Genomic DNA, 26,804 nt, shown 5'->3' with positions numbered 1-26,804 from the left:
GACAAAAGCCTTTTTTTATTCTTTTTCTTTTATAGAAGCTTCTTTCATTTTGCGTTCATATTCTGGTTTTAATTCATCCTTCACAGTGCCTTTCCAAGCTTTTACACCTGAAAAGTATGCTGCACGAGCTATAACATGGCCACCAACAGGACCTGTGATGAACAAAAATAAGATACCGAGTAAAATACGAGGATTAAAATGATCTTCTATTAACCAAAAGTGTAAGAACACGCCGATTAAAATACTCATTACACCTAATGTAGCACTCTTAGAAGCCGCATGAGACCGCGAATATACATCGGGTAGTCTTATTAGGCCGATCGCAGTAACCATGATAAATATAGCTCCAAAAGAGATTGTTAAAACGATTAATATATTAGCGAGAATTGTCACGTTCTATGATCTCTCCTTTCTCTATAAACTTAGAGAAAGCTACAGTACCGATAAAGGATAGAATCGCTAACAGTAAAATAATATCTAAATAGAAACTTGTTTTGATGAAAATGGAAAACAAGCCGACTAGAGATATAATGGATACACCTATTGAGTCAAGCGCTATCACACGATCTGGAACAGAAGGCCCTTTCACAAGGCGATAAACTAAACCGATTAGTGATAGTGTCACATTGACAATAATAGCCCAAATAAAGTACGTCATGAACGACTCACCTCCAGTATGGCCTTTTCAAAGGAATTTTTGATAGAGTCAACTGCTGAATCAACATCGTCAATATCAATTGCATGAATATAAAGTGTTTTCGAATCATCCGACACATGGACAACGATCGTGCCAGGAGTCAATGTTATTAAACTGGATAACAATGTAATTTCCCAGTCTTGTTCTAGTTCAGTTTGCATAGCGAAAAATGCTGGACGCATATCAAGCTTAGGTTTAATGATGACCATAAATACTTGGAAATTAGCGAGTATCAGCTCTTTCATAAACAGAACAATTAGTTTTACCACTGCCCAAAATCGACTAATATAAAGACGACTCGAGAAGAAATTTCGCATAATATAAATCATGATCATACCTAAGATGAAACCTACTACAAAGTTACTTGAAGCGAAGTTAGTAGACAAGAACATCCATATAAATGCGATAAAGAAGTTTAATAAGATTTGAAATGCCATCGTCATCTACTCCTTTAACACGGCATCTGTATACACAGATGGATTATTTAATATATTTCCTGCATCTTGCATAAATGGTGTAATCCATTCTGAACCAACGCCATAAAATACCGTCAGCACTACTAGAATAATGGTAGGAATAAACATCATTCGATAGTAACCTTTATCCACAGGTTGTAGTGGACCTTTCTCTTTGCCCCAAAATGCATAGATAAAAATGCGGATTACAGATAGTAATACCACTAAGCTAGATAATAAAATCCATAGACTCCCCCATAGATTACCTGCTTCAAAACCTCCACGAACGATTAATAGTTTACCGATAAAACCGCTCAATGGTGGGATACCAGCTAGTCCAAATGCTGCGATTAAGTAAAACCAGCCTAAAGCAGGGTGAGTTTTCATAAGACCACCCATTTTCCGTAAATCTGAGGTGCCTGTAACAGCAATGATAATGCCGACTAAGAAGAATAGTGCGGCTTTAATTAGCATGTCATGGATTAAATAAAACATTGCGCCCGTTAACGAATTATCATTCATTTGAGAGACCCCAAATAAAATAACACCGACAGCAATAATAATGTTATAAATAATGATTTTCTTCACATCGAAGTATGCTAATGCTCCAATACAGCCAGCAAGAATCGTTAGTACGGACAAAATCATTAGTAGTTCATGCGTAAAGCCCATATCATGTACGAAGAATAACGTATATGTACGAGTAATTGCATAAACGCCAACCTTTGTTAATAACGCTCCAAATAGTGCAAGCACAGGAATAGGAGGAGCGGCATAAGAAGATGGTAACCAGAAAAACAGTGGGAAAATGGCTGCTTTTAAACCAAATACAATTAAGAATAAAACAGCAATGACGGTAATAATACCGGGCTGCTGAATGTCAGCAATTTTCACAGAAATATCAGCCATATTTAGCGTTCCTACAACCGAATATAGATAAGCTACTGTAATAACAAAAAGAGCAGATGAAATTACATTGACTAAAATATACTTAATGGACTCTCGTAATTGTGCCTTTTCGCCACCAAGAACGATTAACAGGTATGAAGACATTAACAACACTTCGAAGAACACGAATAGGTTGAAGATATCACCTGTAGTAAAGGCACCATTCACACCAGTCACCATAAATAAAATACCTGGGTAGTAGAAGAACGATTCACGTTCTTTACCTATAGCTGCAATGCTATACCATACAGTAAAGAAGGCAAGTATAACAGATGTTAGGACTAGCAATGCAGATACCATATCTGAAACCATTGTAATCCCAAATGGAACAGGCCAGTCCCCAAATGTTACAACTTGTGGGCCTTCGTTTTTCACTTTAAACAACAATACAATGGCAGCAACTACTGCAATTGATAAACCTGTCATCGCTCCAATTCGTTGAAAACGAATATTTTTTGGTGCAAACATCAACAACATTCCAAAGAAGAACGGGATGATGATTGGCAACAATAGGAAATTACTCATCATCTTCATCAGTTCCTCTCATTAAATTCATATCATCTGTACCAAGCTCTTGATAAGCTCTATAAGCTAGTACTAAGAAGAAAGCAGTAACACCAAAGCTAATAACAATTGCTGTTAAGATTAGCGCTTGTGGGATGGCATCAGCCATATTTGTAACGCCTTCTGATAACACTGGGGGTGCACTGCCACCTAAACCACCCATTGTTAAAATAAGTAGGTGAGCACCGTGGCTGAGAAGGCCAGTACCAATAATAATGCGAAGTAAACTTTTAGATAGCATTAAGTAGACAGCTGCCATGAATAGAAAACCAATGGCAATGGCCATAATGACTTCCATCAATCATCCCCTCCAATCGATTGAATGATTGTCAATGTTACACCAACAACTACTAGATAAACACCTGTATCAAAAAGCATTGCCGTATGCAATTCAGTATCACCAATTAATGGAAGATAGAAATGGTCGAAATAATGCTTGAAGAAAGGTTTACCCATAAACATACCTATTGAAGCAGTTCCAAGTGCTAAAACTAAACCACTTGCGGTCATAATTGTATAGTTGATCGGTAACAATTTTTGAACAGTTTTTATATCGTAAACTAACAGTAAAAGTACGATGGCGCTTGAAGTAAGTAATCCTCCTACAAATCCACCACCAGGTGCAAAGTGACCAGCTAAAAAGACATGAATTGAAAAGAGAAAGATGATAAAAAATACGACATGTGAAGTCGTTTTTAAAATGACATCATTTGTTTTCATGCTCATTCTCCTTTCTACTTAGGCGGAGTTGAATCATACCTAAGATAGCCATACCAGCAATAGATAACACCGTAATTTCAAATAGTGTATCGAATCCACGGTAGTCTACTAATATTACATTTACGATATTACCACCACCGGCCAATGTATTGACGGTTTCTTTGTAATACTCCGTAATAGAAGGTACAAGCTTTTGAGATTGTGCAGACAAAGCAACGAGTGTCACCATGACACCAACACCTAATGAGATGATAAAGTTGTTTAAGCGGAATCGAATTCGCTCTTCATGTCGACTAAGTTTCGGTAAATGGTAAAACGCAAGTAGGAATAATGCGACTGATACCGTTTCAATAACGAGTTGTGTTAAAGCTAAATCTGGTGCGTTAAAGATAACGAAGAACAGCGCTACCGAATAACCTACAGCTCCTAAAGCAATGATGGCTGTTAAGCGTGATTTTGAGAACAAAACAGTCATAGTGCTAATAATCAGGACAAGAATTAAAATAATCTCATATACATGAATTGGTGCAGTACCTTCCATTGAAAAACTAAAAGCATCTTTTACAAATAAAGTACTAATAGTAATGACAACGATGAAAGAGAACATATAGACTAAGTAATTGCGAATTGAGCCAGTCATATATAGTTTTGAAATGAAATTTAAATCTTTGTCTAAGAATGTCATGAATCGGTCGTATAAACGATTTAGTGACAGCCAATCTGGTACGATGTTGTATAACTTTTGCCATTTTGGAATCGTTAAGAAAAGCAAGAAGCCAACAACGAAAATACCGATTGTCATAAATAACTCAGTATTAAAGCCATGCCAAGCAGAGACATGAATTGGAATAGCACTAACTGAGTCATATAAGAATGGTTGAATGGCTAGGACAGCTGGTTTTACAAAAACGTCTCCAATTATATTTGGGATAAAGAATATGATTAAAACTAGTGAAGCTAAAATTATTGGTGAAATGAGCATACCAATAGGTGCTTCATGGGCTTTTTTCGGTAATAATTCAGGTTTATATTTACCCGTAAATGTTTTGAATACAAAATAGAAGCTATAAACGAATGTAAAGACGCTTGCTATCCAAGCGACGATAGGGAAGATAGCCCCCCATGTATCCATTGCAAAAAGATTAAAATCTTTTATGGCAAGCATAGATGTTAAGAACATTTCTTTACTTAAGAATCCGTTAAACGGTGGAATACCAGCCATTGAGAAACTGCCGATAGCTGCGACTGTAAAACTGATTGGCATAAGACTCATTAATCCACCGAGCTTGCGAATATCACGTGTCCCTGTTTCATGATCCACGATACCAGCAATCATAAATAAACTACCTTTAAATGTTGCGTGATTTATAAGGTGAAAGATAGCTGCAAAGGCAGCAAATTTAAATACAGTATCCTGCGCTTGGTCAACATGGAATGCAACAGCTCCTGCACCAAGCAAAGACATAATTAGTCCTAATTGACTGACAGTTGAAAAAGCTAATATGCCTTTTAAATCTGTTTGCTTTACAGCAAAGAAAGAACCCCAGAATAATGTAAATAAACCGACTCCCATAACGAGCCACACCCAAGTTTCAGAGCTAGCATAAATAGGTGTTAAACGTGCGACTAAATAGATACCTGCTTTAACCATCGTCGCAGAGTGAAGATATGCACTTACTGGTGTAGGCGCTTCCATCGCATCAGGTAACCAAATGTAGAATGGGAACTGTGCAGACTTAGTAAATGCCCCTAAAAGAATAAGTACTAGCGATAAGGTGAACCAATCATGTGTAGCAAGTGTTGGAGCTTGTGCGATGAGTTCACGAATAGAGTACGTTCCACCCATGATGGATAAAAGAATGAATCCTCCTAGCATCATGAGGCCACCAAATACAGTAATCATCATCGATTTTAATGCGCCAAATCTAGAGCGATCACGGTCATACCAATAGCCAATCAATAAGAAGGAAGAAATAGAAGTTAACTCCCAAAATAGATATAAACTAATTAAATGGTCTGATTGTACAACGCCAAGCATGGCACTCATGAACATTAATAAATATACATAGAAATTATGTAATTGTTCACGTGTACGATCTAAGTAGAAGATAGAATATAGGACGACTAATGCGCCTATTCCCGTAATCAGAAGCGAAAATAACAGGCTTAAGCCATCGATATAGGAGATAAATGAGATATCAAGTGATGGAACCCAATTGACCTTTGAAACAATGGCTTCTCCATGCATCACTCGCGAAATATAAGAGGCATAAATGGCTGCTAACACAACTGGAACAATTAATACAAACCAGCCAGTATGTATTCCTCTTACCTTCTTAAAAAGCACAGGTATAAAGATTGCAGCAATAATTGGTATGAATATAAATAATACTTGTACCAAATAAATCCTCCTTCCAAAAAAATCTTATGTTGCAGTCAACAAATCATATTATAGCTCATTATACATACATTTGCATGGCTTAATCTTTGTTGTAGACCTTGATAGTATGGGTATTTATTCGATATTATAAATAGGAAGAAAATAATAAAATAATCGAGGAATTTAAATGAAAAACCCTTATGTTTATGGATATTTACCGCTGATTACGATCATACTATTTAGTTTAACGTTTGGATTGTATACAGTAACAGAATCCATTGAAGTCTTTAAATCTATAGGTGTATACACAGGTATGCGCGAATTTTTATCAGAAATACAGTTACGTGTATTTTTATTAATTGTTTTTGCACTTTGCTTTTTTATGTTGTTCTCTGCTTTAAAGTTGATTGGAGAGACAATTCATGAATTAGCAATGCTGTTTTTTTCAAAAGATATAGATGGTAAAACAGTCGCTGAAGCTCGGGGAGGAAATGTTATTTTCTTCTTTGGAGCCCTAGCTTCTGCTTTTGGTATTCAATCGTTCATATTATTAATGGTTATTTTCTTACTCACTGTTCTTACATACTTTATTTATGTCATTTATAAAATTAGTAATCATATGACGTTAGGTGCAACGATTGGTGTTTTAATATTTGATATTTTACTTTGGAGTATCTTAATAACTTTAATTGTTTATGTTATTTTTAAATTGTATAACGGTATTTTAGCAAGTTTACCAATTTAAATGTTGGGAATATAAAAAGCTGTCAGAGGGATAACTAACCCTCGACAGCTTTTTGTTTTATTGCATAATATTTGAGAATATACGATGATGAATTTTAGCATTTTCAAGCCAGTACATATTTCTTGGGCGGTCAAATCCAATCCATACTGCAGAAGTATAGCGATCTGTTAAGCCTGCAAGCCAATAATCACGATAATCATTAGTAGTCCCCGTTTTTGCACCTACATAAGGAGAGTTAATATGAATACCAACTCCCGTTCCATTCTGAACAACGTCCGTTAATAATGTTCGCATATGCTGGATGGTACTAGGTGACCAAACTTGTTTTTGCTTTTGCTCCCATTTATATTGAAGCTTACCATCGCGACTTTGTACTTGACGAATGGCATGAACTGGCTCGTAATCCCCGTTAATAAAGCTAGTATAGGCATCAGCTAATTCTAATGTCGTAACACCATGTGTTAATCCACCTATAGCGGCAGGATAGATGTGATCAGCGTTTGATAATGAATTAAATTGAAATGGCTTCAAAAAGGAAAATGCTTTGTTGGCACCAATTTGATGAAACAATCGCATAGCAACAGTATTGTAACTATTTCGGAAACCTTGTTGAAGTGTTACATTGCCAATCACTTGCCCTCCATAGTTTTGAGGGCAATAAGAGCCGATACAGAAAGGTTGACCACTCACAATCGTATTAGGAGTTGCTGAAGTAGTTTCAAAATAAGGTGCATAGTCAATTAAAGGCTTAAATGCAGAACCGGGCTGCCGTACTCCCTGAAACGCTCGATTATAATCGAATTTTTCATACCCCTTACCCCCATAAATACTAACAATTTCACGACTGTTATTATCAATAACAACTGCTGCTGCTTGTAAATCTTGAGTATAGGAAATGGCTTGGTCGATTGCATTTTGATCTGCTGTTTGCTTCATAGGAGATAGGGCAGTATCGATAATTAGACCGTCATTTAGCAAAGTATTAACCCTTTTTGTCAGCTTTTTATTAATGCTTCTTTTGTCAGCGGTTGTTTTAGCCACTTTAAGTTGCTTTGCAAATCCTTCTTTGTCGGCGATTAATGATCGCAATTCACTTAATACGTACGTACTATAAGCGGGATAAAGTTGTTTTTTCTGCTTGATAGAAAGTGTTATTTTTTCTTTTTTAATTTTCTTTCCTTGTTTTGCTGTTAGAATTTCCTTATCTACTAATTTGTTGATAAGGCGCTCCTGTCTTTTCTTCGTATTATCAAAATGTTTGATAGGGTCATATAAAGAGGGGTTATTTGGAATGGCAGCTAAAAACGCCATTTCAGCTTTTGTTAGTTTATTTGCTGGGCGTTGAAAGTAATAAGTTGATGCGCCACCAATACCATAAACGCCATTACTAAAGTACATTTCATTTAAATACATATTTAAAATTTCATCTTTAGAAGCTTTTCTTTCCAACTCATATGAATAAAAAATTTCAAGTACTTTTCGTTCATAAGATTTTTCCTCTGATAAATAGCGCATACGAACAAGTTGTTGCGTGATGGTACTCCCACCTTGCGAAGATTCACCACTTGATGAGTTTGCAACAATTGCACGCGCAATGGCACTTAAATCAAAGCCGATATGTTCATAGAAATGTTCATCTTCACTATATAAAAATAGTTCTTGAACAAACTCTGGAATATCCGCAAGTTTCATCGGTTTGCGCCATTCCGTATATTCCTCTGAAAAGGTATCTTTATTTTGATCTCTTAAGACAGTTGGAATGAGTGAGTTTGTCTCATCTAACTGAATGGAAGATGTGAATTTTTTATCCAAAGTATTAGCTGTATTCTTCTCTATTGAAATTTGATCGAATAGAAAAAACAGTAGAGGAATACAGAGGATAATAATAAGACTACCAACTACTTTTCTCAATGATACCCCCCTCAATTTAATGTTTCTGTATGTATAGTAAGGTTGAAGAAATGAAAACGCTCATAAAAAAGAATAGCACATTTTATAAGAAGGCTGTAAAAAAATATATAGTATTTCCAGCCGTAATCTAATAAAAATATGCTATCCCAATTTAGGATTCCAAAATGTCTTCTAAATGCTGTTTTGGATATTTACGTGTCCATTTTAATATAATGAAAGCTATTAAAAATAATGAACCTGTGACATAGAAAACAGAAGAAATACCGATAAAACCACTAACGATTCCGCCAAATGTTGGACCAATAATATTCCCTAGGAAACGAAAGCTTGTATTATAGCCCATGACTTCACCTTGGATATCTATAGGTGCTTCGCGACGTATTAGAGCCGTAGTAGTAGGAATTAGACCACCCACTGCAATACCGAATAACAGTCTCAGTCCCATCAATTGCCAAAGTGATGTCACAAACGCTTGTGGAATGATGAAAATAACAGCTATTGCTAAAAGAATTGTTAACACTTTTTCATATCCTATTTGGTCACCAAGCCGACCCCAGAACCTTGCGAATAATAAGTTCCCAACGCCCGCAGCACTAAAGGTCAGTCCAGCTAGAAAGGCAACTTGCCCACTAGTTGTTAAATCGGATACATAAAGAGAAAGTAAAGGCTGAATACTGAAATTTCCGATTTGAATAAGACTTGTAATCATCATGACGTTAAATAATAATCGATGATGGAATATGCCTTTTAATACTGCTATCCGAGAGTATACAATCGCATTTTTCTTTTTCACTTTTTGGATTTCACGGACACCGAATATGATTAGTAGGGCGGCAGTTGCGATGGAAATCGCAGTAATGATAAACGTATACTGAAAACCAAATTCATCTGCCAACAAACCACCGATAACCGGACCAAAAAGTGTCCCCGTTACACTCCCCATTTGTAGAGTCCCTAAGGTTTTCCCTGCAACTTCTTTTGGTGTTTGTCTACTTATAAACGCAAGAGATGTCGGGATGAATCCCGTTACAATACCCATGAATAAGCGTAATAAGAAAAACTGTTCTACACTTTGTACATGTCCCATAAAGAAAATACTTATCGATATGCCAAAGCCATTAATAATTAAAATTGGTTTATAACCATACTTATCTGCAACTCGTCCCCAGATAGGTGACATTAGAAAAGCAGACACGAATGTGGCACCAAAGATTAAACCTGCCCATTTTTGGACATAACTTTCGGTGAAATTGCCCATTGTTTCAATGTATAATGAAAGAAAGGGCATAATCATAGTAGTTGTTCCTGCAACTAATAAGTTAGCAAACCAGATAATGATAAAATTGCGTTTTTGCTGTGGGTTCATATGAGCACTTTCTTTCGCTGTATTATTTGGTCTATTCGTAGTATATAGCATTATGAATTTTGTATGAAGCTCTTCAAATGTTAATGAGAGTTTTTAACTGAAAAATAGTGTAAATTATGATAGACTATGACGAGGTATCCAAGTAGTATACGCAACCTCAAAGTGTTGAAGTTATTAAGGTTGCGATGGTGGGATAAACCCACTTTAAAAATTACTTTTATTTTCCCCGTAATAAGGGTAACTAAACATTCACGATTTTAAAGGAGAGTATATTATGTATCCACAATTAACAACTGAAGTACAAGCAAACGAAGCATTAGTAGAAATGAAAACGACTTTAGGTTCAATCAAGATTAAATTATTCCCAGAGCATGCACCTAAAACAGTTCAAAACTTTTTAACTCACGCTGAAAATGGCTATTATGACGGTATCATTTTCCACCGTATTATTAAAGACTTCATGATTCAAGGTGGAGACCCAACTGGTACAGGTATGGGTGGAGAAAGCATTTATGGATCAACTTTCGAAGATGAATTTTCAAATGACTTATTCAACATTCGTGGTGCTCTATCAATGGCTAACGCTGGTCCAGGTACAAACGGAAGCCAATTCTTCATCGTTCAAATGCCATCAGTTCCTGCTAACATGATCGGACAAATGAAAGATGCTGGCTATCCAGAAGAAATTATCGCTGCTTATACAGAAAATGGCGGTACACCTTGGTTAGACCACAAACATACTGTATTCGGTCAAGTTGTAGAAGGTATGGACATCGTTGATAAAATGGCTAATGTAGAAAAAGATATGCGTGACAAACCACTTGAAGATATTTCAATTCAATCAATCGAAGTTCTTCAAAAATAATAATTGGAGTGTTCTCAGATGAAAACTTGGGTATTAAATGAGTTTCTCTATTTTCCTGAAGACAAATCGGAGTATCTTCCTGCAGCAATTGAATTAGCAATTATTTTAGTTCTATGTGTCGCTGTGTTTTTTACAGTTAAAAAAATGGCGAAAAAACAAGAGCTTAAAACAAAAATGCTAGAGGAAGAAATTCTTCAAAATCGTCAACAAGATGTAAAACAAAACCAGTCGAATTAGATTCGACTGGTTTTTCTTTGCTTATTTAAAAGCTTTAATAAAACGTTCAATGCCGTCCTGTACAGTTACTTTTGAACAAGCCACATTCATACGAACGAATCCAAGACCTGATTCCCCGTATTTAGAACCTGGATCTAAAGCAAGTTTCCCAGTATGTAACAAGCGTTCCATCACTTCTTGTTCTTCTAAACCAGTTTCACGATAGTCAATCCATAACAGGTATGTACCTTGAGGTTTTACGATTTTAATGCCAGGAACAGCAGCAGGAATCTGCTCGATAACAAGATCCATATTAGCTGACACATATGACAATAACTCAGTTAACCATTCTTCACCTTCAGTATATACGGCTCTCAGTGCATCAATAGCAAAGATGTTAGGCCCCATTTGACCATGCGAAGCAGCATTTTTCAAAAGTTTATCTCGCATAGAATCGTCAGAAACAATCATCATAGCTACTTGTACACCTGCTAAGTTAAAAGTTTTCGTTGGTGCCATACAAGTAATAATACGAGCAGCCTCTTCACCAGCAATTTTTGCGAGAGGGATATGCTTTTGACCATCAAGTATTAAGTCTGCGTGAATTTCATCTGACAAAATCAGTACATCATATTTTGCACAAATTCGAAGCATTTCTCGTAAATCGTCCTCACTCCAGACGATTCCCCCTGGATTGTGTGGGTTACATAAAATAAATAACTTCACTGCTTCTTTTGCTGCACTTCTTTCAAATGCTTCAAAGTCTAGTAAATAATGACCATCTTTTTCTACCATTACACACTCTTCCATCTCACGTTTTAACGCAATCGGAATATTAGCAAATGGAGGATAGACAGGCGGGGTGATTAAAATCTTGTCTTTAGGCTTTGTATAAGTTTCAACAATTGATGCAATAGCAGGGACAACGCCACTATGATAGAGAACCCAATTCTTTTCAATTGTCCAATTATGGCGCTTTTCAACCCAATTGACGAACGTTGAAGTTGTTGCATCATCTGCAAATGCATAACCTAGCACCGGGTGTTCCAAACGCTCACGGATGGCTTTAGTTACTACTTCAGGCGCAGCGAAATCCATATCTGCAACCCACATTGGTAAGATATCTGATGTATCTTCAATTTGGTAAATTGCTCCCATCATATCCCATTTTGTTGAATTTGTATCTCTTCTGTTTATCACTTGGTCAAATCTACTCAAGCATATCCCTCTTTTCTTTTTTTATATCTATGTTATCATAACCATTAAAGATGAAAAGTAATTAGGTGAAAAAATATGGAGAATATTGCAATGAATAGAAAGGCTGTACACATCCTTTCAGAGTGGGACCCTTTTGAAATAGAGAATTTCACATATGATACAGAAGCAGCCGATGTCGTAGCGGAATTACAGCATATCGATGATCCAACTGTACTAGGTAAGAAAATTCAAGAAATTTACGAGCGATCATTCGAAAGATGGATTCCTATCGAAGAATGTATCGGAATTTCATATAAGCTATTAGCTGTAAAATTCGAAGCAAAATGCATCGTATAAAAAGAAAAAGCCTTATTGTTCGATAAAAATCGAGCAATAAGGCTTTTTTTTTAATGAAATTGTAATCCGTCCGTTAAGTTAGACAACGGTACTTCTAATGCATTTGAAAGTTTGAAAATCGTCTCTCTTGAAGGAATATCTTCTCCAGATTCATAGCGCCCTAGTTTCTCTGCACTAACACAAACTTGTAAAGATAATTCCTCGAGTGAAATATTACGTTCACCACGAAGTTGGCGAAGCTGAGTATGAAAATCTTGATTCATCATAATAAATAAAGCACTCCTTTCAAATCGTTTACAACAATAATAATTAAATTATAACACGGCTTGAGTGAAGAGATTTCTAACGTAAGTGACAGAAAAATGACGTTATCTAAAGAACACGCTTTGGATAAAGACAATAATAATTGCAATTGGAGCGACGAATCGAACAAGAATACGCCAAGTTTTGAATATCCAATCTTTTGTGTTCAATTCAGCAGCAGCGTCTGCTTTCGAAATTTTATAACCTGCGAAAATAGCGACAAGTAATGCACCTATTGGCATACCAATATTATTCGTAAGGAAATCAGCTGAATCAAAAATCGATAGACCGAAAATTTTAATCTCGGACAATACACCAAAAGATAACGCACTAGGAATACCAACAATGAAAATCCCAAAGCCGCATAGCCATGAATATTGCTTACGTTTATCATATTTTGGACCCATCGCAGTTGCTACAACAATTTCTAACATAGCAATTGCAGACGTCACTGTCGCAAATAATAATAAGATAAAGAAAATGATCATAAACAAAGAACCGAAAGGAATTTGCTGGAATACAGCAGGTATAATAATAAACACTAGCCCTGGACCCTGATCGGGGGAGTAACCTAGCGCAAATACTGCTGGGAAGATTACTAAACCCGCTAACAGTGAAATACCGATATTCATTCCTGCAACGTTTATTGCCGAGCTACCTATTTTCGTTTCTTTTGATAAGTAAGAAGCATAAGTCAGCATAGCTGCAACCCCAACACTTAAGGAGAAGAATGCTTGTCCTAGAGCCATCAATAATGTTTTACCTGTGAAATATGACCAATCAGGTACGAACATAAATTTAATGCCCTCAATTGCACCATCTAATGTTAAAGAACGTATAACTAATACGATAAAGAAAATAAATAGTAATGGCATCATCCATTTACTTGCTTTTTCAATTCCATTTTTTACTCCACCCTGTACAATCCAGACAGTAAGGAATAAGAACACAGCTTGGGCAATGACAACTTCCCAAGGATTAGATGTTATAGATGCAAAAAGCTCGCCATAATAATCTTCACCACTACCAGATAATTCAAAAGAAATTGCACGAACAATATAACTTAATATCCACCCACCAACAACACTGTAGAAGGATAAGATAATAGCAGAAAAAATAAAACCTGCCCAACCAGTTAAAAACCAACGTGTACCTGGAGCTTGTTTTTTAAATGAGGAAACAGCATCTGTTTGCCCACGTCGTCCAATCATAAATTCAGCCACTAATATTGGTAACCCAATAATTAATGTACATATAATAAATAGCAATATAAAAACACTACCGCCATTAGTACCAGCCATATACGGAAACTTCCAAATAGCCCCTAAACCGATGGCGCTACCAGCTGCCGCTAAAATAAATCCTATCTTTGACGCAAATTGATCCCTATTTGACACTTTTTATGTCCTCCTTTTAGTAAGGATTGTTTTATTCTACCTCAATCAATTAGAAAAAAGTATAGGATTTTGTGAAACAAAATTGAAAGTTCTATCGTATCACCAACAGAACAGCAGAGAGTGAGGGGGAACAATGCCAGATAAGGAACTAATAGCCAAAGCGCAAAGTGGTGATTTAGAATCATATAGCTTACTGATGCAACTTCATCATAGAACAGTTGAAAAGTTTGCTTTTCAGTGTGGAGTTCATGTGCATGACATACCAGATGTCACCCAAGAAGTATTTATAAAGCTTTACCGTTTTTTACACCAATTTAATCACGAGAGATTCACAACCTGGCTGTATAAAATCACCTTAAATGCAACGCGCGATTATTATCGTAAGGAAACGCGTGAAGTGGCGAAGGAACATAGATTGTCACAAAATAGTTCGAAACATACATATACGCCTTCAGCTGAAGAACGAATTCTAATATTTGAAGAGGACCAGGAACTACATATAGCCATTTTACAACTTGATGGAAAATACCGTCATCCTATTGTGCTCTTTTACTTTCATGAACTAACATACGAACAAATAGCAGATGTATTAAATATATCACTACCATCAGTTAAAACACGTCTTTTAAGGGCTAAAGAGCAGTTGAAAAGGGAGTTATCAAAGATAGGAGGTACCAATAATGGACGATAACCAATTTGAAGATCGTATGAAGCTATTGAAAAAATCCTATGACAAGGTGCCTTCGCAATTTCAATCGGAAAAAATAGTTAGGGAAATTGAAAGTGAAAGTGAAAGTCAACATTTACAAGCTATAGAGTATATAAAAAAGCCAAGAAAAAATAGACAAAAACTAATTGTTTGGGCTATCAGTATAGCGAGTATTTTTATTCTAAGTATTTTAGGGACTACCTACTTTTTTGAAAATGATAAACAAATGCAGCGGGGAAGTGATGGACAATATACTTTCTCAGAAGTATTTGAAGACATTGAAAAAGATTATCCAGTGGTAAGAGAAAAGAATCGTAAGCTTTTGAAAATGAAGGAAAACGAATATGAAGAATTAGGTTTTGTAAGCACAGCCGATTCAAGGTATGACTTTTATAAAAAACTATCGAAAGATGAAGACAGGAAAATGCTTTATTCAGAAAATCAAAAAGATGAATATTATAAGGAAATTATGAGAAGTATTCAACTACCCCAACAACTGCTATATACAACAATGGCTAATGAAACAACACTTACAGATACGGAAGCAAGGGAGTGTATCTCTGAATATTACGACCGTTCTAGAGAACTTATTAATTACTACGATAATTTGTTTATGGAGCATAGCGAAGATTTAGATTTTGTAAGAGAAGACGGTAATCTGGAGTCGAAGACGCTATTCATGAACAAGGATAAACTTCCGCAGATTTTGCAAAATGCTATCGATAGTGCAGAAATTCAAAATTTGAGCTTAAAAATCGTGTACAACAATGTAGTTTTTGGTTTTAATTCAGATGTAACGACTGCGAAGTTGGAGGATAAAGTCACAGCTCGGCTACTAGATTATTTTACTATTTTGCATGGAGAACCATTTACTTATGGTGGCGATTTAGTTCATTCAATTGATGAAACAGTTTTTTTATTAAATACAATAGAAAAAACATGGAGTTTGGCGGATCAACAATTATCTTTCTTTTATGAGTTAAAAGGTGATTATGCGAATGCGGTATACTCCTTATTAAAAGGTTCAAATAGTTATCCCGTTATGGATGCTACCGGTAAGGTGAATAAGGAGTATCGAGATGCTTGGTTAAATTTATTAGAGAATGGTTCAAAATTTTCTCCAACTCTAGTGTATTTAAAGCCAATTGTGGATGAGTTTGAAGCGTCAAATTGGACTTCATCAAAGCATTGGGGAAACCTCCAATTTAGTGATATTGAGGATGCAGTCAATCATTCACTTTATGAGTCATTTATAAGTACTTCTGATGCAAATTATTCAGAGACAGAGAAAACGATAGGCACTGATTTTGAATCCCGTATCCATTCATACTATAAATTATTTTCAAAGACGCATAATCAGGCAATATTAAAGGATGCCAAAGCACTTGAAGTTGTTGGATTATACTATTACAGTTTTATTATGGGGGATTATGATACAATGTATGAACTTTTTGTAAAAGGAGAGAAGTATGGAGTACCATCAAAGGAAAAACTTGGTGGAATATCATTTAATGATTATTTGGGAAAGAATACTCGTCTAAGTGAACTATTTGAGAGAATGACTTTTGTTCAGCTTGAAACGGTAAGAGATGATGATGTACAGGGTGTTGCTCGCATTGTTAGGAAGAACGAATATGAGATAAGTTTAGTTAAAGTAAGAGAGTACAGATTAATCAAAGAAGAAAATGGTTGGCGTCTCCCATTAAATCCAACAAAGTGATTTTTTGCCCGTACTATACCGCTATGTTATAATTTAACATGAATATAGTGTATATATAGCTACAGAAGGTAGGAAGGGCTTATGGCAGACAAATATGTAGTAGGAGATGTGTTAACTGGTAAGGTAACAGGAATACAACCCTATGGTGCTTTCGTTGCTCTTGACGAAAATACCCAAGGACTTGTGCATATTTCTGAAATTACGTACGGCTTCGTAAAAAACATTGCAGATCTTTTATCGGTTGGTCAGGAAGTACAAGTAAAGGTACTTGAAATCGATGAAAATGCGAGCAAAATCAGCTTATCTATTCGTGCACTGCAGGAACGCCCCCCAATGAAACGCAAAGAAAACGCGCCAAGAAAATCTTTACAAGCGCGTGTTGACGAAAAAGATGCAGTTGGTTTCAATTCATTAAAAGAAAAGTTACAAGACTGGATCGATCAATCAGGTATAAAAGGTTAATTGAAAGAGGGTTCACATTAATGTGAACCCTCTTTTTATTTCTTCATTTTTCGAATACGGTATTGTAAATTTTGTCTGCTCATCCCAAGTGCATTAGCTGTTTTCGTGATATTTCCTTCATACATATTCAATGCTTTCTGCAAATAATATTCTTCCGCCTCACGTAAATACTCATCAAGCGGTAGTAGTTCCTTCGTATTTTGTACGACAAAATACGAAGCATCATGTGAAGAGTCCCGTAATGCTTGTACCTTCCATTTAAAATGGAGTGGCAACATTTCAAATGTGATCAATTCCTCTGTCGTTACCATTGAGACAATTTCCTCAAGCAAAATTTCTAACTCCTTTAAATTGCCCGGCCAATCATATAGATGGAAAAGTTCATTGACCTCACTAGACAAAGCTTGAATATTAGAACCGAAACGTTGACGGTGGCGTTTCAGGAAGTTCTCTATAAATGGTTTGATATCTTCTCTTCTTGAATGTAATGGTGGCACATTAATCGTGACGGATGCGAAAAAGTAATAGAGCTCTTTTAACAGTTGCCCTGAAGCAATTAAATCTATTGGATCTCCACCAATACTAGCGATAAACATATGGTTTTTCATATGGTTTTCTTCCAATAACTGTAATAACTTTTCCTGTAACGTTAAAGATAAAAATTCAATACGTTCGCAGAATATTGTGCAATTTTGAAGTGAATTCGTACTTTCATACAGTTTTTCTAAAATGGCTGAATCTGAACGCTGACAGAAAATTGTGATGAAATGTTGATTCACAGGATCTAAATTATGATGGATGCCTTCAGCAATTAAGTCTTTGCCAGTTCCAGATTCCCCGATTAAAAGCACAGGAAGTCGTGCTATTGCTGCCTTTTCGGCTGTTTGAATAACTGCCTTCATAGGTGCAGAAACAGCAGTAATACTTGAAAAAGTAATAGGCTCTCCGTAACGTCTAAGCGGTTGGTAAACAAGCTTTTCAAGTGTAGTAATATCACGTGCAAACTCAATGGCTCCAATTAGTGCATCATTTTCAAAAACAGGAAATGTATCATTAATCGTCGTAATTTCCTGACCATTATGATTCCAATAGGTTTGTTTTACATTAAGTACTTTTTCACCGGTTTGTAGAACTTGAAGTAACGTACTTTCCTCTTGCTCAAATTGAAAGAGTTCTAAAATAGAACGGTCTATAACATCCTTCAAATTCAAACCTTCAATTTCTTTCATTTTATCGTTATAAATAATCGTTTGCCCTTGGGCATTTACTGCGTGGATACCAACAGAAGCATGTTCTGTTGCATGGCGGTAAAAGGGTGTTAAGTCGTTGTCAATTGGTTTCATATTTTATCACCTTGAAATTTTTTTATAATTTTAAATATTTTTTACTTGAAAAACGCAACAATCTTTTGCATTATTATAAGTGTAAACAATTTATAAATGCAAATATTTTTTGCACTTATATCACAAGGGAGGATTACGAATGATTCCGTACAAACATGAACCATTTACAGATTTCTCTAAAGAAGAGAACAACATAGCGTATTTAGAGGCTTTAAAAAAGGTGGAAGGATATCTTGGGGAAGAATATCCGTTAATCATCGGTGGAGAACGTATTACAACGAATGAACAAATCATTTCATATAATCCAGCTAATAAAGAAGAAGTTATCGGCTCAGTTTCAAAGGCTAGCAAAGAATTAGCTGAGAAAGCGATGCAAATAGCAGATGAAACTTTTCATACTTGGAAGAAAGTAAAACCTGAAATTCGTGCAGATGTATTATTCAAAGCAGCAGCGATTATTCGTCGTCGTAAGCATGAGATTTCTGCACTTTTAACAAAAGAAGCAGGTAAACCTTGGAATGAAGCTGATGCTGATACAGCAGAAGCAATCGACTTCTTAGAATATTACGGTCGCCAAATGTTGCGACTAAAAGACGGTCAACCAGTTGAAAGTCGCCCAGGTGAATTCAACCGTTATGACTATATTCCGTTAGGAGTAGGAGTAGTCATTTCACCTTGGAACTTCCCATTCGCAATTATGGCAGGAACAACAGTAGCTGCTGTAGTAACAGGGAATACAGTACTATTAAAGCCAGCATCTACTACTCCAGTAGTTGCTTATAAATTTGTAGAAATTCTTGAAGAAGCAGGATTACCAGCAGGGGTTGTTAACTACATTCCAGGTTCAGGTGCAGAAGTAGGAGACTATTTAGTAGATCATCCGAAAACACGCTTCATTAGTTTCACTGGTTCTCGTGATGTGGGCTTACGTATTAACGAACGGGCTTCAAAATTAAATGATGGCCAAATTTGGCTGAAACGTGTAATTGCTGAAATGGGCGGTAAAGATACTATTGTTGTTGATAAAGAAGCAGATTTAGAACTTGCTGCACAATCAATCGTAAAATCGGCATTTGGTTTTAGCGGTCAAAAATGTTCAGCATGTTCAAGAGCTGTCATTGTAGAAGATGTTTACGATGAAGTAATAACTCGTGTTGAAGAATTGACAAAAGGCTTAACAGTTGGAGACCCAACAGATTTATCAAACTTCACTGGACCAGTAATCGATGCTGCTGCATTCGAAAAAATTACTAGTTATATTGAAATTGGTAAAGAAGAAGGCCGAATTGTTGCCGGAGGGACTGCAGATAATTCAAAAGGATTCTTCGTAAATCCAACAGTAATTGTTGATGTGACTCCAGAAGCACGTGTGATGAAGGAAGAAATATTCGGGCCAGTAGTAGCTATAGCAAAAGCTAAAGACTTCGATGAAGCATTAGCTATAGCAAATAATACTGAATATGGATTAACAGGTGCAGTCATTACAAAAAATCGTATGAATCAAGAAAAAGCACGAGAAGATTTCCATGTAGGGAATTTATACTTCAACCGTGGTTGCACAGGAGCAATCGTAGGTTACCAACCATTCGGAGGTTTTAACATGTCTGGAACAGATTCTAAAGCAGGCGGACCGGATTATTTACAATTGCATATGCAAGCAAAAACAACTTCAGAGACACTTTAATTAGTCTGTATCACAAAGGATTTAATGAGAGAAACAAAAAGGCAGACTAAATTACATATGTCTGTCTTTTTATAAAATAATAGTGGACGTTAGAAAGCCTACGTTTATATTTTAGGGGGAAATATAATGACAAAGACACATGAGATTATTAAGCAAACAGAAACATTTGGTGCACCAAACTATTTACCACTGCCAATCGTTATTTCAGAAGCAGAGGGAGTATGGGTAAAGGATCCAGAAGGAAATAAATTTATGGATATGCTTTCAGCTTATTCTGCTGTAAACCAAGGACATCGCCATCCAAAAATCATTCAAGCATTAAAAGATCAAGCAGACCGTGTGACATTAACATCTCGTGCTTTCCATAGTGATCAACTTGGGCCATGGTATGAGTTAGTTTGTGAAGTAACTGGAAAAGAAATGGCATTACCTATGAATACAGGTGCAGAAGCTGTAGAGACTGCATTTAAAGCAGCTAGACGTTGGGCTTACGACGTAAAGGGTGTAGCAGAGGGTCAAGCTGAAATCATAGCATGTAATGGGAACTTCCATGGTCGTACAATGACTGCAGTATCTCTGTCATCAGAAGCAGAGTATAAAAGAGGCTTTGGACCAATGTTACCGGGCATTAAATTAGTAGATTACGGTGATTTAGATGCTTTAAAAGCGGCTATTACACCAAATACTGCTGCGTTTTTAGTTGAACCGATTCAAGGGGAAGCAGGTATTGTTATTCCACCAGCAGGTTATTTAAAAGCAGCACGAGATTTATGTCGCGAAAATAACGTATTATTTATCGCTGATGAAATTCAAGCAGGTTTAGCTCGTACAGGGAAAATGTTTGCATGTGAGTGGGAAGATGTAAACCCTGACATGTACATTCTAGGTAAAGCATTAGGTGGGGGAGTTTTCCCAATTTCATGTGTTGTCGCTAGTAAAGAGATTTTAGGTGTCTACAATCCAGGATCACACGGTTCCACTTTTGGAGGTAATCCAATTGCATGTGCTGTTTCGATTGCAGCATTAAATGTGTTAAAAGAAGAAAAGCTTGCTGAACGTTCATTAGAGCTAGGAAATTACTTCATGGATGAGTTAAAGAAAATTGATAATGATGCGATAAAAGAAGTGAGAGGCCGTGGTTTATTCATTGGAATGGAGTTAAATGAATTAGCACGTCCATACTGTGAAAAGTTGATGACACTAGGTTTATTATGCAAAGAGACACATGATACAGTGATTCGTTTTGCACCACCTCTAATTATTTCAAAAGACGAATTAGACTGGGCAATTGAAAAAATCAAAAAAGTCTTTACAAAATAAGTTGAAATATATCCCACAATCACTGGAACTATGTTACAATGTTTGCGATATACAGTAAAAAACATTATGAATAAAGAGGCGAGAAAATCAAATGGCAGAAAATCTTAACCTGTTTACATCAACACAGGCGGTTATTCACGAAGCTCTTCACAAGCTAGGCTACGATGAAGGAATGTATGAACTTTTAAAAGAGCCACTACGTATGCTAGAAGTACGTATACCTATTAAAATGGATGATGGCAAGGTGAAAGTATTCACAGGTTATCGTGCACAACATAATGATGCAGTAGGTCCTACAAAAGGTGGCGTGCGCTTCCATCCGCAAGTTTCTGAAGATGAAGTTAAAGCGCTTTCAATGTGGATGACTTTAAAAGCAGGTATTGTTGATTTACCTTATGGCGGTGGTAAAGGTGGTATCATCTGTGATCCACGCCAAATGTCTATGGGGGAAATTGAAAGACTAAGTCGTGGCTATGTTCGTGCTATTAGCCAATTCGTTGGACCAACAAAAGATATTCCTGCTCCAGACGTTTTCACGAACTCACAAATCATGGCATGGATGATGGATGAATACAGTCGTATTGATGAATTCAACTCTCCAGGTTTCATCACAGGTAAACCTATTGTTTTAGGTGGTTCACAAGGTCGTGACCGCGCGACTGCACAAGGTGTTACAATTGTGATTGAAGAAGCAGCTAAACGTCGTAATATCGACATTAAAGGTGCACGTGTAGTTATCCAAGGATTTGGTAACGCAGGTAGTTTCCTAGCTAAATTCATGAGTGATTTAGGTGCTAAAGTTATTGGTATCTCTGATGCTCACGGAGCTTTGCATGATCCAGAGGGTCTGGACATTGATTATTTACTAGATCGTCGTGACAGTTTTGGTACTGTTACAACTCTTTTTGAAAATACAATCTCTAATAAAGAACTACTTGAACTAGATTGCGATATTTTAGTTCCTGCTGCGATTGAAAATCAAATTACTGCGGATAATGCACATAATATACGTGCAAGTATTGTAGTAGAAGCAGCAAATGGCCCTACAACTTCAGAAGCTACTAAAATTTTAAATGACCGTGGCATTCTACTAGTACCAGACGTACTAGCAAGTGCTGGAGGCGTTACAGTTTCTTACTTTGAATGGGTTCAAAACAACCAAGGCTATTACTGGTCAGAAGAGGAAGTAAATGAAAAACTTCTTAAGAAAATGGTTGATGCATTTGATAATGTCTATACAGTTGCAACAACGCGTGGGATCGATATGCGTTTAGCAGCCTATATGGTAGGTGTACGCAAAACAGCTGAGGCTTCTCGCTTCAGAGGTTGGGTATAATCGTTAATCTAAAAAGTAACCCCCAAGAACATTAAGTGTTCTTGGGGGTTTTTGCATATTGGATATTACATCGTACGCGCTACTTGAGGTTCTGAACGCTCTATTTCTTCAGATGGTTTAAAGAGTATCCACAAGCTCACTAGACCAGCAATTCCTACAATTGTATAGATGATTCTCGAAACCACACTAGCTTGTCCACCAAAAAGACTTGCGACAACATCAAATTGAAATAAGCCAATAACACCCCAATTTAAAGCACCGATAATAGTGAAAAATAAGGCCGTTCTTTGTATAACGCTCATCATAACACCTCCTCTTATAGCTAGAGTGTGTTGTGACGTCAGAAATCATACGAGTTTTTATTTAATAAAGTAAATGCTCTTACTAGGTAGTTCTAAACAATTCAATTGACCGCCAAAAACGGCGCCACCATCAATACCGATAATATTATTTTGACCAAAATAAACATCATGATTATTTTCACTTTGGTGCAAAGTGGAAGTGGGGGTATGACCAAATACTACTGTTTTACTGCCGGTATATCCGTTATGAAATTCTTCTCGAATCCAAATAAGTGTTTCTTTATCTGTTTCGCTTACAGGGATATGAGGATCAATACCTGCATGCACGAATATATAATCATCATCTTCTATATATGTATGTAAATTTTTTATGAATGCCAAATGCTCATCAAGTTGGGTGGATTGTAATTGTGGAATAGTGAACTGCTCACCTTCACCTATTCCCTGTATCTCTTCTTTAGTAAATCCGTAGCTCAGTAAGGTTTCTTTACCGCCACACCGTTCAGTCCAATGTTTCCAAGCGTATTCCGTTTGTTCTATAAATGCTTTTTGCATTAAATTTTCGTGATTACCAATTAAAACAATTGCTCCATTTTGCTGTAAATTCATGACTAAATCTAACACATCAGCTGAATCAGGTCCTCGATCAATATAATCACCAAGTAAAACTAACCTGTCTTCATCTGGCGAATAATTTGCAAGAGTTAAAAGATCTTGGAACTTTTTAAATTCACCATGTATATCGCTAATTAATATTGTTTTTTGCATTATCATCACTCTTTTCAATTGATTAAGTATAAAGGGGAGCATGTTACTAAACGCGGTAACAATGCGTCCCGATCTCATCTTTTACTTCATATTATTTGGGTGATCGTCAATGTGATTCCAATTTGTAATACCATCATCTTCATCGAAGGCAATAGTCACCTTTGAAACTTTAGTTTGAGATAATAAAATCTTCATCAAGTGGTCCCGAATATCATCAACCTCAGCAAAAGTGAGAGAAGGATCAATTTCAGCAAGGACCTCTACGTGTAAAAACTCGCCTTCCTTAACCACCTCTAACTTTTGGATATCGCGTACATTTTTATCTTCCCATAATAAATGTGCGATATGGTTTAGCATCTCTTCATCGGTTTCACCAATTACTCCACGAGCATTTTCTAAAAATATTACACCAACTACGTAGAACATCATAAGACCAATTAGAATTGAAGCAATACCTTCTGCTTGTAAAAATCCAGTGAAATGCGCGATTATCACAGCTACAAGAGCTAAAACGCCACCTGAAGTTGCAACTAAATCTTCCATAAAGACAAGTTTAGTTGCAGGTTTTGCTCGGTTTAAATGGGTAAAGGCTTTAGGTAGGGCAGAAAAGAAAGTAGCTGACTCATTTGATTCATGAAGAATTTCTTTCGCAGCTTTCATTAATACAACACCTTCTAATATAATGCCAATTGCTAAAACGCTTAAACTGATCCACATCCCATTCGAAGGAGCGGGGTGAGTAATTTGATGCCAGCCTTCTTTAATTGTTTCGTAAGATAATATTCCTACTATAAGAACAGCGCCTAAACACACTAAATTAACAACACGCCCAAAACCTTTTGGAAATTGTCGAGTAGGTGCTTTTTTAGATAAGGCAGAGCCGATAAAAACAAAGAATTGGTTGGCTGAGTCACCTAATGAGTGCATCATTTCTGCAAACATTGCAATGTTTCCTGTAAAGAAGAAAGCAACACCTTTTAATACACCTAAAAACAAATTGACTAAAGCCGCTAATAGCGAAGGTTTATTTCCTTTCTTTAATAAGCTCCATACATTACTCATAAAATGCCTCCTCTAAGACAGGATTTCAATTTCTATTTCTTCTATATTAGGTTGTTCGCGAATGCTGTTATATATTGAAATAGTATCTTTTTTTGGCAGAGCTGAAAAACGTAAATCGACTTCATGCTTAACTTTATTATTCTCTAGACGAATATCTTTAATACGCATATTATCTACATCCATATCATTCTTCCGTAAAAATAGTAATATATCATTGATATGTTGAATATCTTTAACGCCTATTTTCAAAGATACTTCACGCATACGAAGACGCTTAGGGCCAAATTTCATAAAAATAGGAGCAAGGACTTCTACACCAATCATCACAATAACAACAGCAATAATAGCTTGCGCATAAAAACCTGCACCAACAGCAATACCAATCCCTGCTGCACCCCAAATCATAGCTGCAGTTGTTAAGCCACTTATATTATCATTACCTCTGCGTAAAATGACTCCAGCACCTAAAAAACCAACTCCACTGACGATTTGTGCAGCTAAGCGGAGCGGATCCATTGAGACATTGATGCCTGGTACTGGTTTAGCATTATAAACCGACTCTATTGAAATGATTGTCAACAAACAGCTGAATGTAGCGATAACTAAACTTGTTTTCAATCCAACCGGTTTTCTTTTCAACTCTCTTTCGATACCGATGACTAAACTCAATGTAGCGGCAACAATCAATTTAATGAACATTTCATGGGTTAAACTGTTATCCAGTAAGAAGTTCATTTTAGTAGCCCTCCTTTATTTCATTTTCTATTTTCCGAACCTCATCTTGCTCAATTCTGATTAAGGAACATCTAGTATTCGTATTGTACACTATGTATATGGAAAATTTACTTTTTATAGAAATTGTTACTCTTTGAAAAAACTAATACCGATCCATACATTCCGATTTTTATCAGTGTCATCCTAATTTTAGTCCCCACTATTTATGTTACGCTTGTAGTTCGTACAGATTACAGCTTCATAAATTTTATCGAATGCTTTTTAGAGTTTATTTATGTATTCAACATTTTCTATGGAATATTCCGATTAAAAAGAAGTAATTGGGTGTATTCGATTAATGTGGATATATTTATGTTTCGATTCATTCTAAGCTGGATTATTAAGTTACACCTCTGTAGTAAGTTCAACAGTAGGGAAGTAACTTTTCTATAAAGATAAACTTCATTATAAAACGCAGTTATCCGATTGTGTTGTAAAGAAAGACAATGTACTAAATAATGGAGGGTGGAGATTTAAAGGCATGTAGTTCAGCCTTTTGGAGATTTGCTTGCGTTGGGGCTTGTACATTTTTAACATGGTATTTATAATTCGAGGAAGGTATTAGCCAAATGTTACATATGCAATGAATGTTTAGTCGACTAGTACGAATACTATATTCGTCTATCTTCTTATATAAGGGGAATCATGTTCGCCGACTTCAATTGAGTAGTGTTACTTTGCTATATTAGTTATAGTACCCAATTTGTTAGGGCATAATCTTTTTTCTGAGTCTTTATAATAGGTGAGTATGAAAGTGACTTCAATAGCGGATTTATTTGTAACAATTAGAGAGGTAAATATGAAGTACATTCTATTTAATGAAAAACTAATGCATTCTCAAGTACTTGTAACGTGATTGTAACAGCATGTATTATGCTATATAAAATTAATGAAAAAAGATTATAAAGTTATTTTAAAAAAACTGTTGATTTTTAAAATAAGATGCTGTATAGTAATAAATGTCGTTAAGACGTGCTACAAAATATGAATACAACATCTTAAAAAACTTTTTCAAAAAAGTATTTGACAAAGAAAACGGATGATGATAAGATATTGAAGTCGCTTATGAAACGGCAACAAAATGAACCTTGAAAACTGAACATGCAAGACGTTAATCAATAAATGTTTTTGAACATCAACTCTGTTGGTGGGTCAAAACAAAAATAGATATCATCTTCGGATGATACGCTAGCAAAGCTAATG

General features: G+C 36.1%; 27 protein-coding genes. 10 read left to right on the top strand and 17 right to left on the bottom strand.

The features are described from left to right. Positions 1-15: 15 nt before the first annotated feature. The 7 genes from mnhG to AMD00_RS19000 are packed head-to-tail and all read right to left on the bottom strand — an operon-like array spanning position 16 to position 5,785. Positions 16-393, bottom strand: a complete 378-nt coding sequence (gene mnhG / locus AMD00_RS19030) for a monovalent cation/H(+) antiporter subunit G (RefSeq protein WP_038188527.1) — start codon at positions 391-393, stop codon at positions 16-18. Beyond that, complete coding sequence (locus AMD00_RS19025) at positions 377-658, bottom strand: Na(+)/H(+) antiporter subunit F1 (RefSeq protein ID WP_053418608.1); 282 nt, start codon at positions 656-658, stop codon at positions 377-379. Before AMD00_RS19025 ends, mnhG begins: the two co-directional genes overlap by 17 nt. Continuing rightward, positions 655-1,134: a Na+/H+ antiporter subunit E gene (locus AMD00_RS19020; protein WP_053418607.1), complete on the bottom strand. Its 480-nt coding sequence runs from the start codon at positions 1,132-1,134 to the stop codon at positions 655-657. The genes AMD00_RS19025 and AMD00_RS19020 overlap by 4 nt, the downstream gene beginning before the upstream one ends. Before the next feature lie 6 nt (positions 1,135-1,140). Continuing rightward, on the bottom strand, positions 1,141-2,625 hold the full coding sequence (locus AMD00_RS19015) for a Na+/H+ antiporter subunit D (RefSeq protein ID WP_053418969.1): 1,485 nt from the start codon (positions 2,623-2,625) through the stop codon (positions 1,141-1,143). After that, positions 2,618-2,962: a Na(+)/H(+) antiporter subunit C gene (locus AMD00_RS19010; protein WP_038188520.1), complete on the bottom strand. Its 345-nt coding sequence runs from the start codon at positions 2,960-2,962 to the stop codon at positions 2,618-2,620. The genes AMD00_RS19015 and AMD00_RS19010 overlap by 8 nt, the downstream gene beginning before the upstream one ends. Further along, the gene (locus AMD00_RS19005; protein ID WP_053418606.1) at positions 2,962-3,384 is read right to left on the bottom strand and encodes a Na(+)/H(+) antiporter subunit B; all 423 of its coding nucleotides are present in this window, start codon (positions 3,382-3,384) and stop codon (positions 2,962-2,964) included. Before AMD00_RS19005 ends, AMD00_RS19010 begins: the two co-directional genes overlap by 1 nt. Next, the gene (locus AMD00_RS19000; RefSeq protein ID WP_053418605.1) at positions 3,371-5,785 is read right to left on the bottom strand and encodes a Na+/H+ antiporter subunit A; all 2,415 of its coding nucleotides are present in this window, start codon (positions 5,783-5,785) and stop codon (positions 3,371-3,373) included. The genes AMD00_RS19005 and AMD00_RS19000 overlap by 14 nt, the downstream gene beginning before the upstream one ends. A gap of 166 nt (positions 5,786-5,951) precedes the next feature. On the opposite strand from AMD00_RS19000, the gene AMD00_RS18995 reads away from it, so the two are divergent. Continuing rightward, entirely contained in the window at positions 5,952-6,509 is a 558-nt protein-coding gene (locus tag AMD00_RS18995; protein WP_053418604.1) for a DUF5366 family protein, read from the top strand. 57 nt (positions 6,510-6,566) lie between these two features. On the opposite strand, the gene AMD00_RS18990 is transcribed toward AMD00_RS18995, so the two are convergent. Continuing rightward, positions 6,567-8,420, bottom strand: a complete 1,854-nt coding sequence (locus tag AMD00_RS18990; RefSeq protein WP_053418603.1) for a transglycosylase domain-containing protein — start codon at positions 8,418-8,420, stop codon at positions 6,567-6,569. 151 nt (positions 8,421-8,571) lie between these two features. Then, the gene (locus AMD00_RS18985) at positions 8,572-9,786 is read right to left on the bottom strand and encodes an MFS transporter (protein ID WP_053418968.1); all 1,215 of its coding nucleotides are present in this window, start codon (positions 9,784-9,786) and stop codon (positions 8,572-8,574) included. A gap of 274 nt (positions 9,787-10,060) precedes the next feature. Here AMD00_RS18985 and AMD00_RS18980 point away from each other — a divergent pair, with 274 nt between their 5' ends. Together AMD00_RS18980 and AMD00_RS18975 are read left to right on the top strand one after the other, a co-directional pair. Then, positions 10,061-10,651 (top strand): peptidylprolyl isomerase, encoded by a 591-nt coding sequence (locus AMD00_RS18980; RefSeq protein WP_053418602.1) that lies wholly within the window; start codon positions 10,061-10,063, stop codon positions 10,649-10,651. An 18-nt stretch (positions 10,652-10,669) separates the two neighbouring features. Further along, positions 10,670-10,888 (top strand): hypothetical protein, encoded by a 219-nt coding sequence (locus tag AMD00_RS18975; RefSeq protein ID WP_053418601.1) that lies wholly within the window; start codon positions 10,670-10,672, stop codon positions 10,886-10,888. 21 nt (positions 10,889-10,909) lie between these two features. Here AMD00_RS18975 and AMD00_RS18970 read toward each other — a convergent pair whose 3' ends face one another. Then, positions 10,910-12,085: a MalY/PatB family protein gene (locus tag AMD00_RS18970; RefSeq protein ID WP_053418600.1), complete on the bottom strand. Its 1,176-nt coding sequence runs from the start codon at positions 12,083-12,085 to the stop codon at positions 10,910-10,912. Positions 12,086-12,160: 75 nt separating this feature from the next. On the opposite strand from AMD00_RS18970, the gene AMD00_RS18965 reads away from it, so the two are divergent. Continuing rightward, positions 12,161-12,421, top strand: a complete 261-nt coding sequence (locus tag AMD00_RS18965) for a DUF1871 family protein (protein ID WP_053418599.1) — start codon at positions 12,161-12,163, stop codon at positions 12,419-12,421. 50 nt (positions 12,422-12,471) lie between these two features. Here AMD00_RS18965 and AMD00_RS18960 read toward each other — a convergent pair whose 3' ends face one another. Together AMD00_RS18960 and AMD00_RS18955 are read right to left on the bottom strand one after the other, a co-directional pair. Then, positions 12,472-12,687 (bottom strand): helix-turn-helix domain-containing protein, encoded by a 216-nt coding sequence (locus AMD00_RS18960; RefSeq protein WP_322787055.1) that lies wholly within the window; start codon positions 12,685-12,687, stop codon positions 12,472-12,474. A 102-nt stretch (positions 12,688-12,789) separates the two neighbouring features. Then, entirely contained in the window at positions 12,790-14,121 is a 1,332-nt protein-coding gene (locus AMD00_RS18955; protein WP_053418598.1) for a sodium-dependent transporter, read from the bottom strand. Positions 14,122-14,254: 133 nt separating this feature from the next. Between AMD00_RS18955 and AMD00_RS18950 the strand changes: the two genes are divergently transcribed. From AMD00_RS18950 to yugI, 3 genes are all read left to right on the top strand, one after another. Further along, a complete protein-coding gene (locus AMD00_RS18950) occupies positions 14,255-14,812 on the top strand; it encodes an RNA polymerase sigma factor (protein WP_053418597.1) in 558 nt (185 codons plus the stop codon). Continuing rightward, positions 14,802-16,550, top strand: a complete 1,749-nt coding sequence (locus AMD00_RS18945; RefSeq protein WP_053418596.1) for a hypothetical protein — start codon at positions 14,802-14,804, stop codon at positions 16,548-16,550. Before AMD00_RS18950 ends, AMD00_RS18945 begins: the two co-directional genes overlap by 11 nt. An 81-nt stretch (positions 16,551-16,631) precedes the next feature. Then, a complete protein-coding gene (gene yugI / locus AMD00_RS18940; RefSeq protein ID WP_053418595.1) occupies positions 16,632-17,012 on the top strand; it encodes a S1 domain-containing post-transcriptional regulator GSP13 in 381 nt (126 codons plus the stop codon). A gap of 35 nt (positions 17,013-17,047) precedes the next feature. Here the strand turns inward: yugI and AMD00_RS18935 are convergent, their stop codons facing one another. Continuing rightward, the gene (locus AMD00_RS18935; RefSeq protein ID WP_053418594.1) at positions 17,048-18,355 is read right to left on the bottom strand and encodes a sigma-54-dependent Fis family transcriptional regulator; all 1,308 of its coding nucleotides are present in this window, start codon (positions 18,353-18,355) and stop codon (positions 17,048-17,050) included. 139 nt (positions 18,356-18,494) lie between these two features. Here AMD00_RS18935 and pruA point away from each other — a divergent pair, with 139 nt between their 5' ends. The 3 genes from pruA (at position 18,495) to AMD00_RS18920 (ending at position 22,695) form a co-directional block, all read left to right on the top strand. Then, complete coding sequence (gene pruA / locus AMD00_RS18930; protein ID WP_053418593.1) at positions 18,495-20,039, top strand: L-glutamate gamma-semialdehyde dehydrogenase; 1,545 nt, start codon at positions 18,495-18,497, stop codon at positions 20,037-20,039. Positions 20,040-20,165: 126 nt separating this feature from the next. After that, positions 20,166-21,359, top strand: coding sequence for an ornithine--oxo-acid transaminase (locus AMD00_RS18925; RefSeq protein ID WP_053418592.1), 1,194 nt, complete (start codon positions 20,166-20,168; stop codon positions 21,357-21,359). Between the two features lie 91 nt (positions 21,360-21,450). After that, positions 21,451-22,695: a Glu/Leu/Phe/Val family dehydrogenase gene (locus AMD00_RS18920; RefSeq protein ID WP_038188476.1), complete on the top strand. Its 1,245-nt coding sequence runs from the start codon at positions 21,451-21,453 to the stop codon at positions 22,693-22,695. A gap of 65 nt (positions 22,696-22,760) precedes the next feature. Here AMD00_RS18920 and AMD00_RS18915 read toward each other — a convergent pair whose 3' ends face one another. From AMD00_RS18915 to AMD00_RS18900, 4 genes are all read right to left on the bottom strand, one after another. Continuing rightward, positions 22,761-22,997 carry a DUF378 domain-containing protein gene (locus AMD00_RS18915; protein WP_053418591.1) on the bottom strand — a complete coding sequence of 79 codons (237 nt, stop codon included), beginning with the start codon at positions 22,995-22,997 and terminating at the stop codon, positions 22,761-22,763. Between the two features lie 57 nt (positions 22,998-23,054). Next, positions 23,055-23,765: a metallophosphoesterase family protein gene (locus AMD00_RS18910; RefSeq protein ID WP_053418590.1), complete on the bottom strand. Its 711-nt coding sequence runs from the start codon at positions 23,763-23,765 to the stop codon at positions 23,055-23,057. 81 nt (positions 23,766-23,846) lie between these two features. Beyond that, on the bottom strand, positions 23,847-24,827 hold the full coding sequence (locus AMD00_RS18905; RefSeq protein ID WP_053418589.1) for a cation diffusion facilitator family transporter: 981 nt from the start codon (positions 24,825-24,827) through the stop codon (positions 23,847-23,849). Positions 24,828-24,839: 12 nt separating this feature from the next. Beyond that, positions 24,840-25,562, bottom strand: coding sequence for an MgtC/SapB family protein (locus AMD00_RS18900; RefSeq protein WP_053418588.1), 723 nt, complete (start codon positions 25,560-25,562; stop codon positions 24,840-24,842). Positions 25,563-26,804: the final 1,242 nt, after the last annotated feature.

This window comes from Viridibacillus arvi, assembly GCF_001274945.1.
GTDB classification, from domain to species: domain Bacteria; phylum Bacillota; class Bacilli; order Bacillales_A; family Planococcaceae; genus Viridibacillus; species Viridibacillus arvi.
This window is presented reverse-complemented; position numbering and strand designations above follow the sequence as displayed.

Coding starts and splice junctions, on each gene's coding strand:
- AMD00_RS19025 (WP_053418608.1), bottom strand. CDS start 658: ATGACGTACTTTATTTGGGCTATTATTGTCAATGTGACACTATCACTA.
- AMD00_RS19020 (WP_053418607.1), bottom strand. CDS start 1,134: ATGGCATTTCAAATCTTATTAAACTTCTTTATCGCATTTATATGGATG.
- AMD00_RS19015 (WP_053418969.1), bottom strand. CDS start 2,625: ATGAGTAATTTCCTATTGTTGCCAATCATCATCCCGTTCTTCTTTGGA.
- AMD00_RS19010 (WP_038188520.1), bottom strand. CDS start 2,962: ATGGAAGTCATTATGGCCATTGCCATTGGTTTTCTATTCATGGCAGCT.
- AMD00_RS19005 (WP_053418606.1), bottom strand. CDS start 3,384: ATGAAAACAAATGATGTCATTTTAAAAACGACTTCACATGTCGTATTT.
- AMD00_RS18995 (WP_053418604.1), top strand. CDS start 5,952: ATGAAAAACCCTTATGTTTATGGATATTTACCGCTGATTACGATCATA.
- AMD00_RS18985 (WP_053418968.1), bottom strand. CDS start 9,786: ATGAACCCACAGCAAAAACGCAATTTTATCATTATCTGGTTTGCTAAC.
- AMD00_RS18980 (WP_053418602.1), top strand. CDS start 10,061: ATGTATCCACAATTAACAACTGAAGTACAAGCAAACGAAGCATTAGTA.
- AMD00_RS18975 (WP_053418601.1), top strand. CDS start 10,670: ATGAAAACTTGGGTATTAAATGAGTTTCTCTATTTTCCTGAAGACAAA.
- AMD00_RS18965 (WP_053418599.1), top strand. CDS start 12,161: ATGGAGAATATTGCAATGAATAGAAAGGCTGTACACATCCTTTCAGAG.
- AMD00_RS18960 (WP_322787055.1), bottom strand. CDS start 12,687: ATGATGAATCAAGATTTTCATACTCAGCTTCGCCAACTTCGTGGTGAA.
- AMD00_RS18950 (WP_053418597.1), top strand. CDS start 14,255: ATGCCAGATAAGGAACTAATAGCCAAAGCGCAAAGTGGTGATTTAGAA.
- AMD00_RS18945 (WP_053418596.1), top strand. CDS start 14,802: ATGGACGATAACCAATTTGAAGATCGTATGAAGCTATTGAAAAAATCC.
- yugI (WP_053418595.1), top strand. CDS start 16,632: ATGGCAGACAAATATGTAGTAGGAGATGTGTTAACTGGTAAGGTAACA.
- AMD00_RS18935 (WP_053418594.1), bottom strand. CDS start 18,355: ATGAAACCAATTGACAACGACTTAACACCCTTTTACCGCCATGCAACA.
- pruA (WP_053418593.1), top strand. CDS start 18,495: ATGATTCCGTACAAACATGAACCATTTACAGATTTCTCTAAAGAAGAG.
- AMD00_RS18925 (WP_053418592.1), top strand. CDS start 20,166: ATGACAAAGACACATGAGATTATTAAGCAAACAGAAACATTTGGTGCA.
- AMD00_RS18920 (WP_038188476.1), top strand. CDS start 21,451: ATGGCAGAAAATCTTAACCTGTTTACATCAACACAGGCGGTTATTCAC.
- AMD00_RS18915 (WP_053418591.1), bottom strand. CDS start 22,997: ATGAGCGTTATACAAAGAACGGCCTTATTTTTCACTATTATCGGTGCT.
- AMD00_RS18910 (WP_053418590.1), bottom strand. CDS start 23,765: ATGCAAAAAACAATATTAATTAGCGATATACATGGTGAATTTAAAAAG.
- AMD00_RS18905 (WP_053418589.1), bottom strand. CDS start 24,827: ATGAGTAATGTATGGAGCTTATTAAAGAAAGGAAATAAACCTTCGCTA.
- AMD00_RS18900 (WP_053418588.1), bottom strand. CDS start 25,562: ATGAACTTCTTACTGGATAACAGTTTAACCCATGAAATGTTCATTAAA.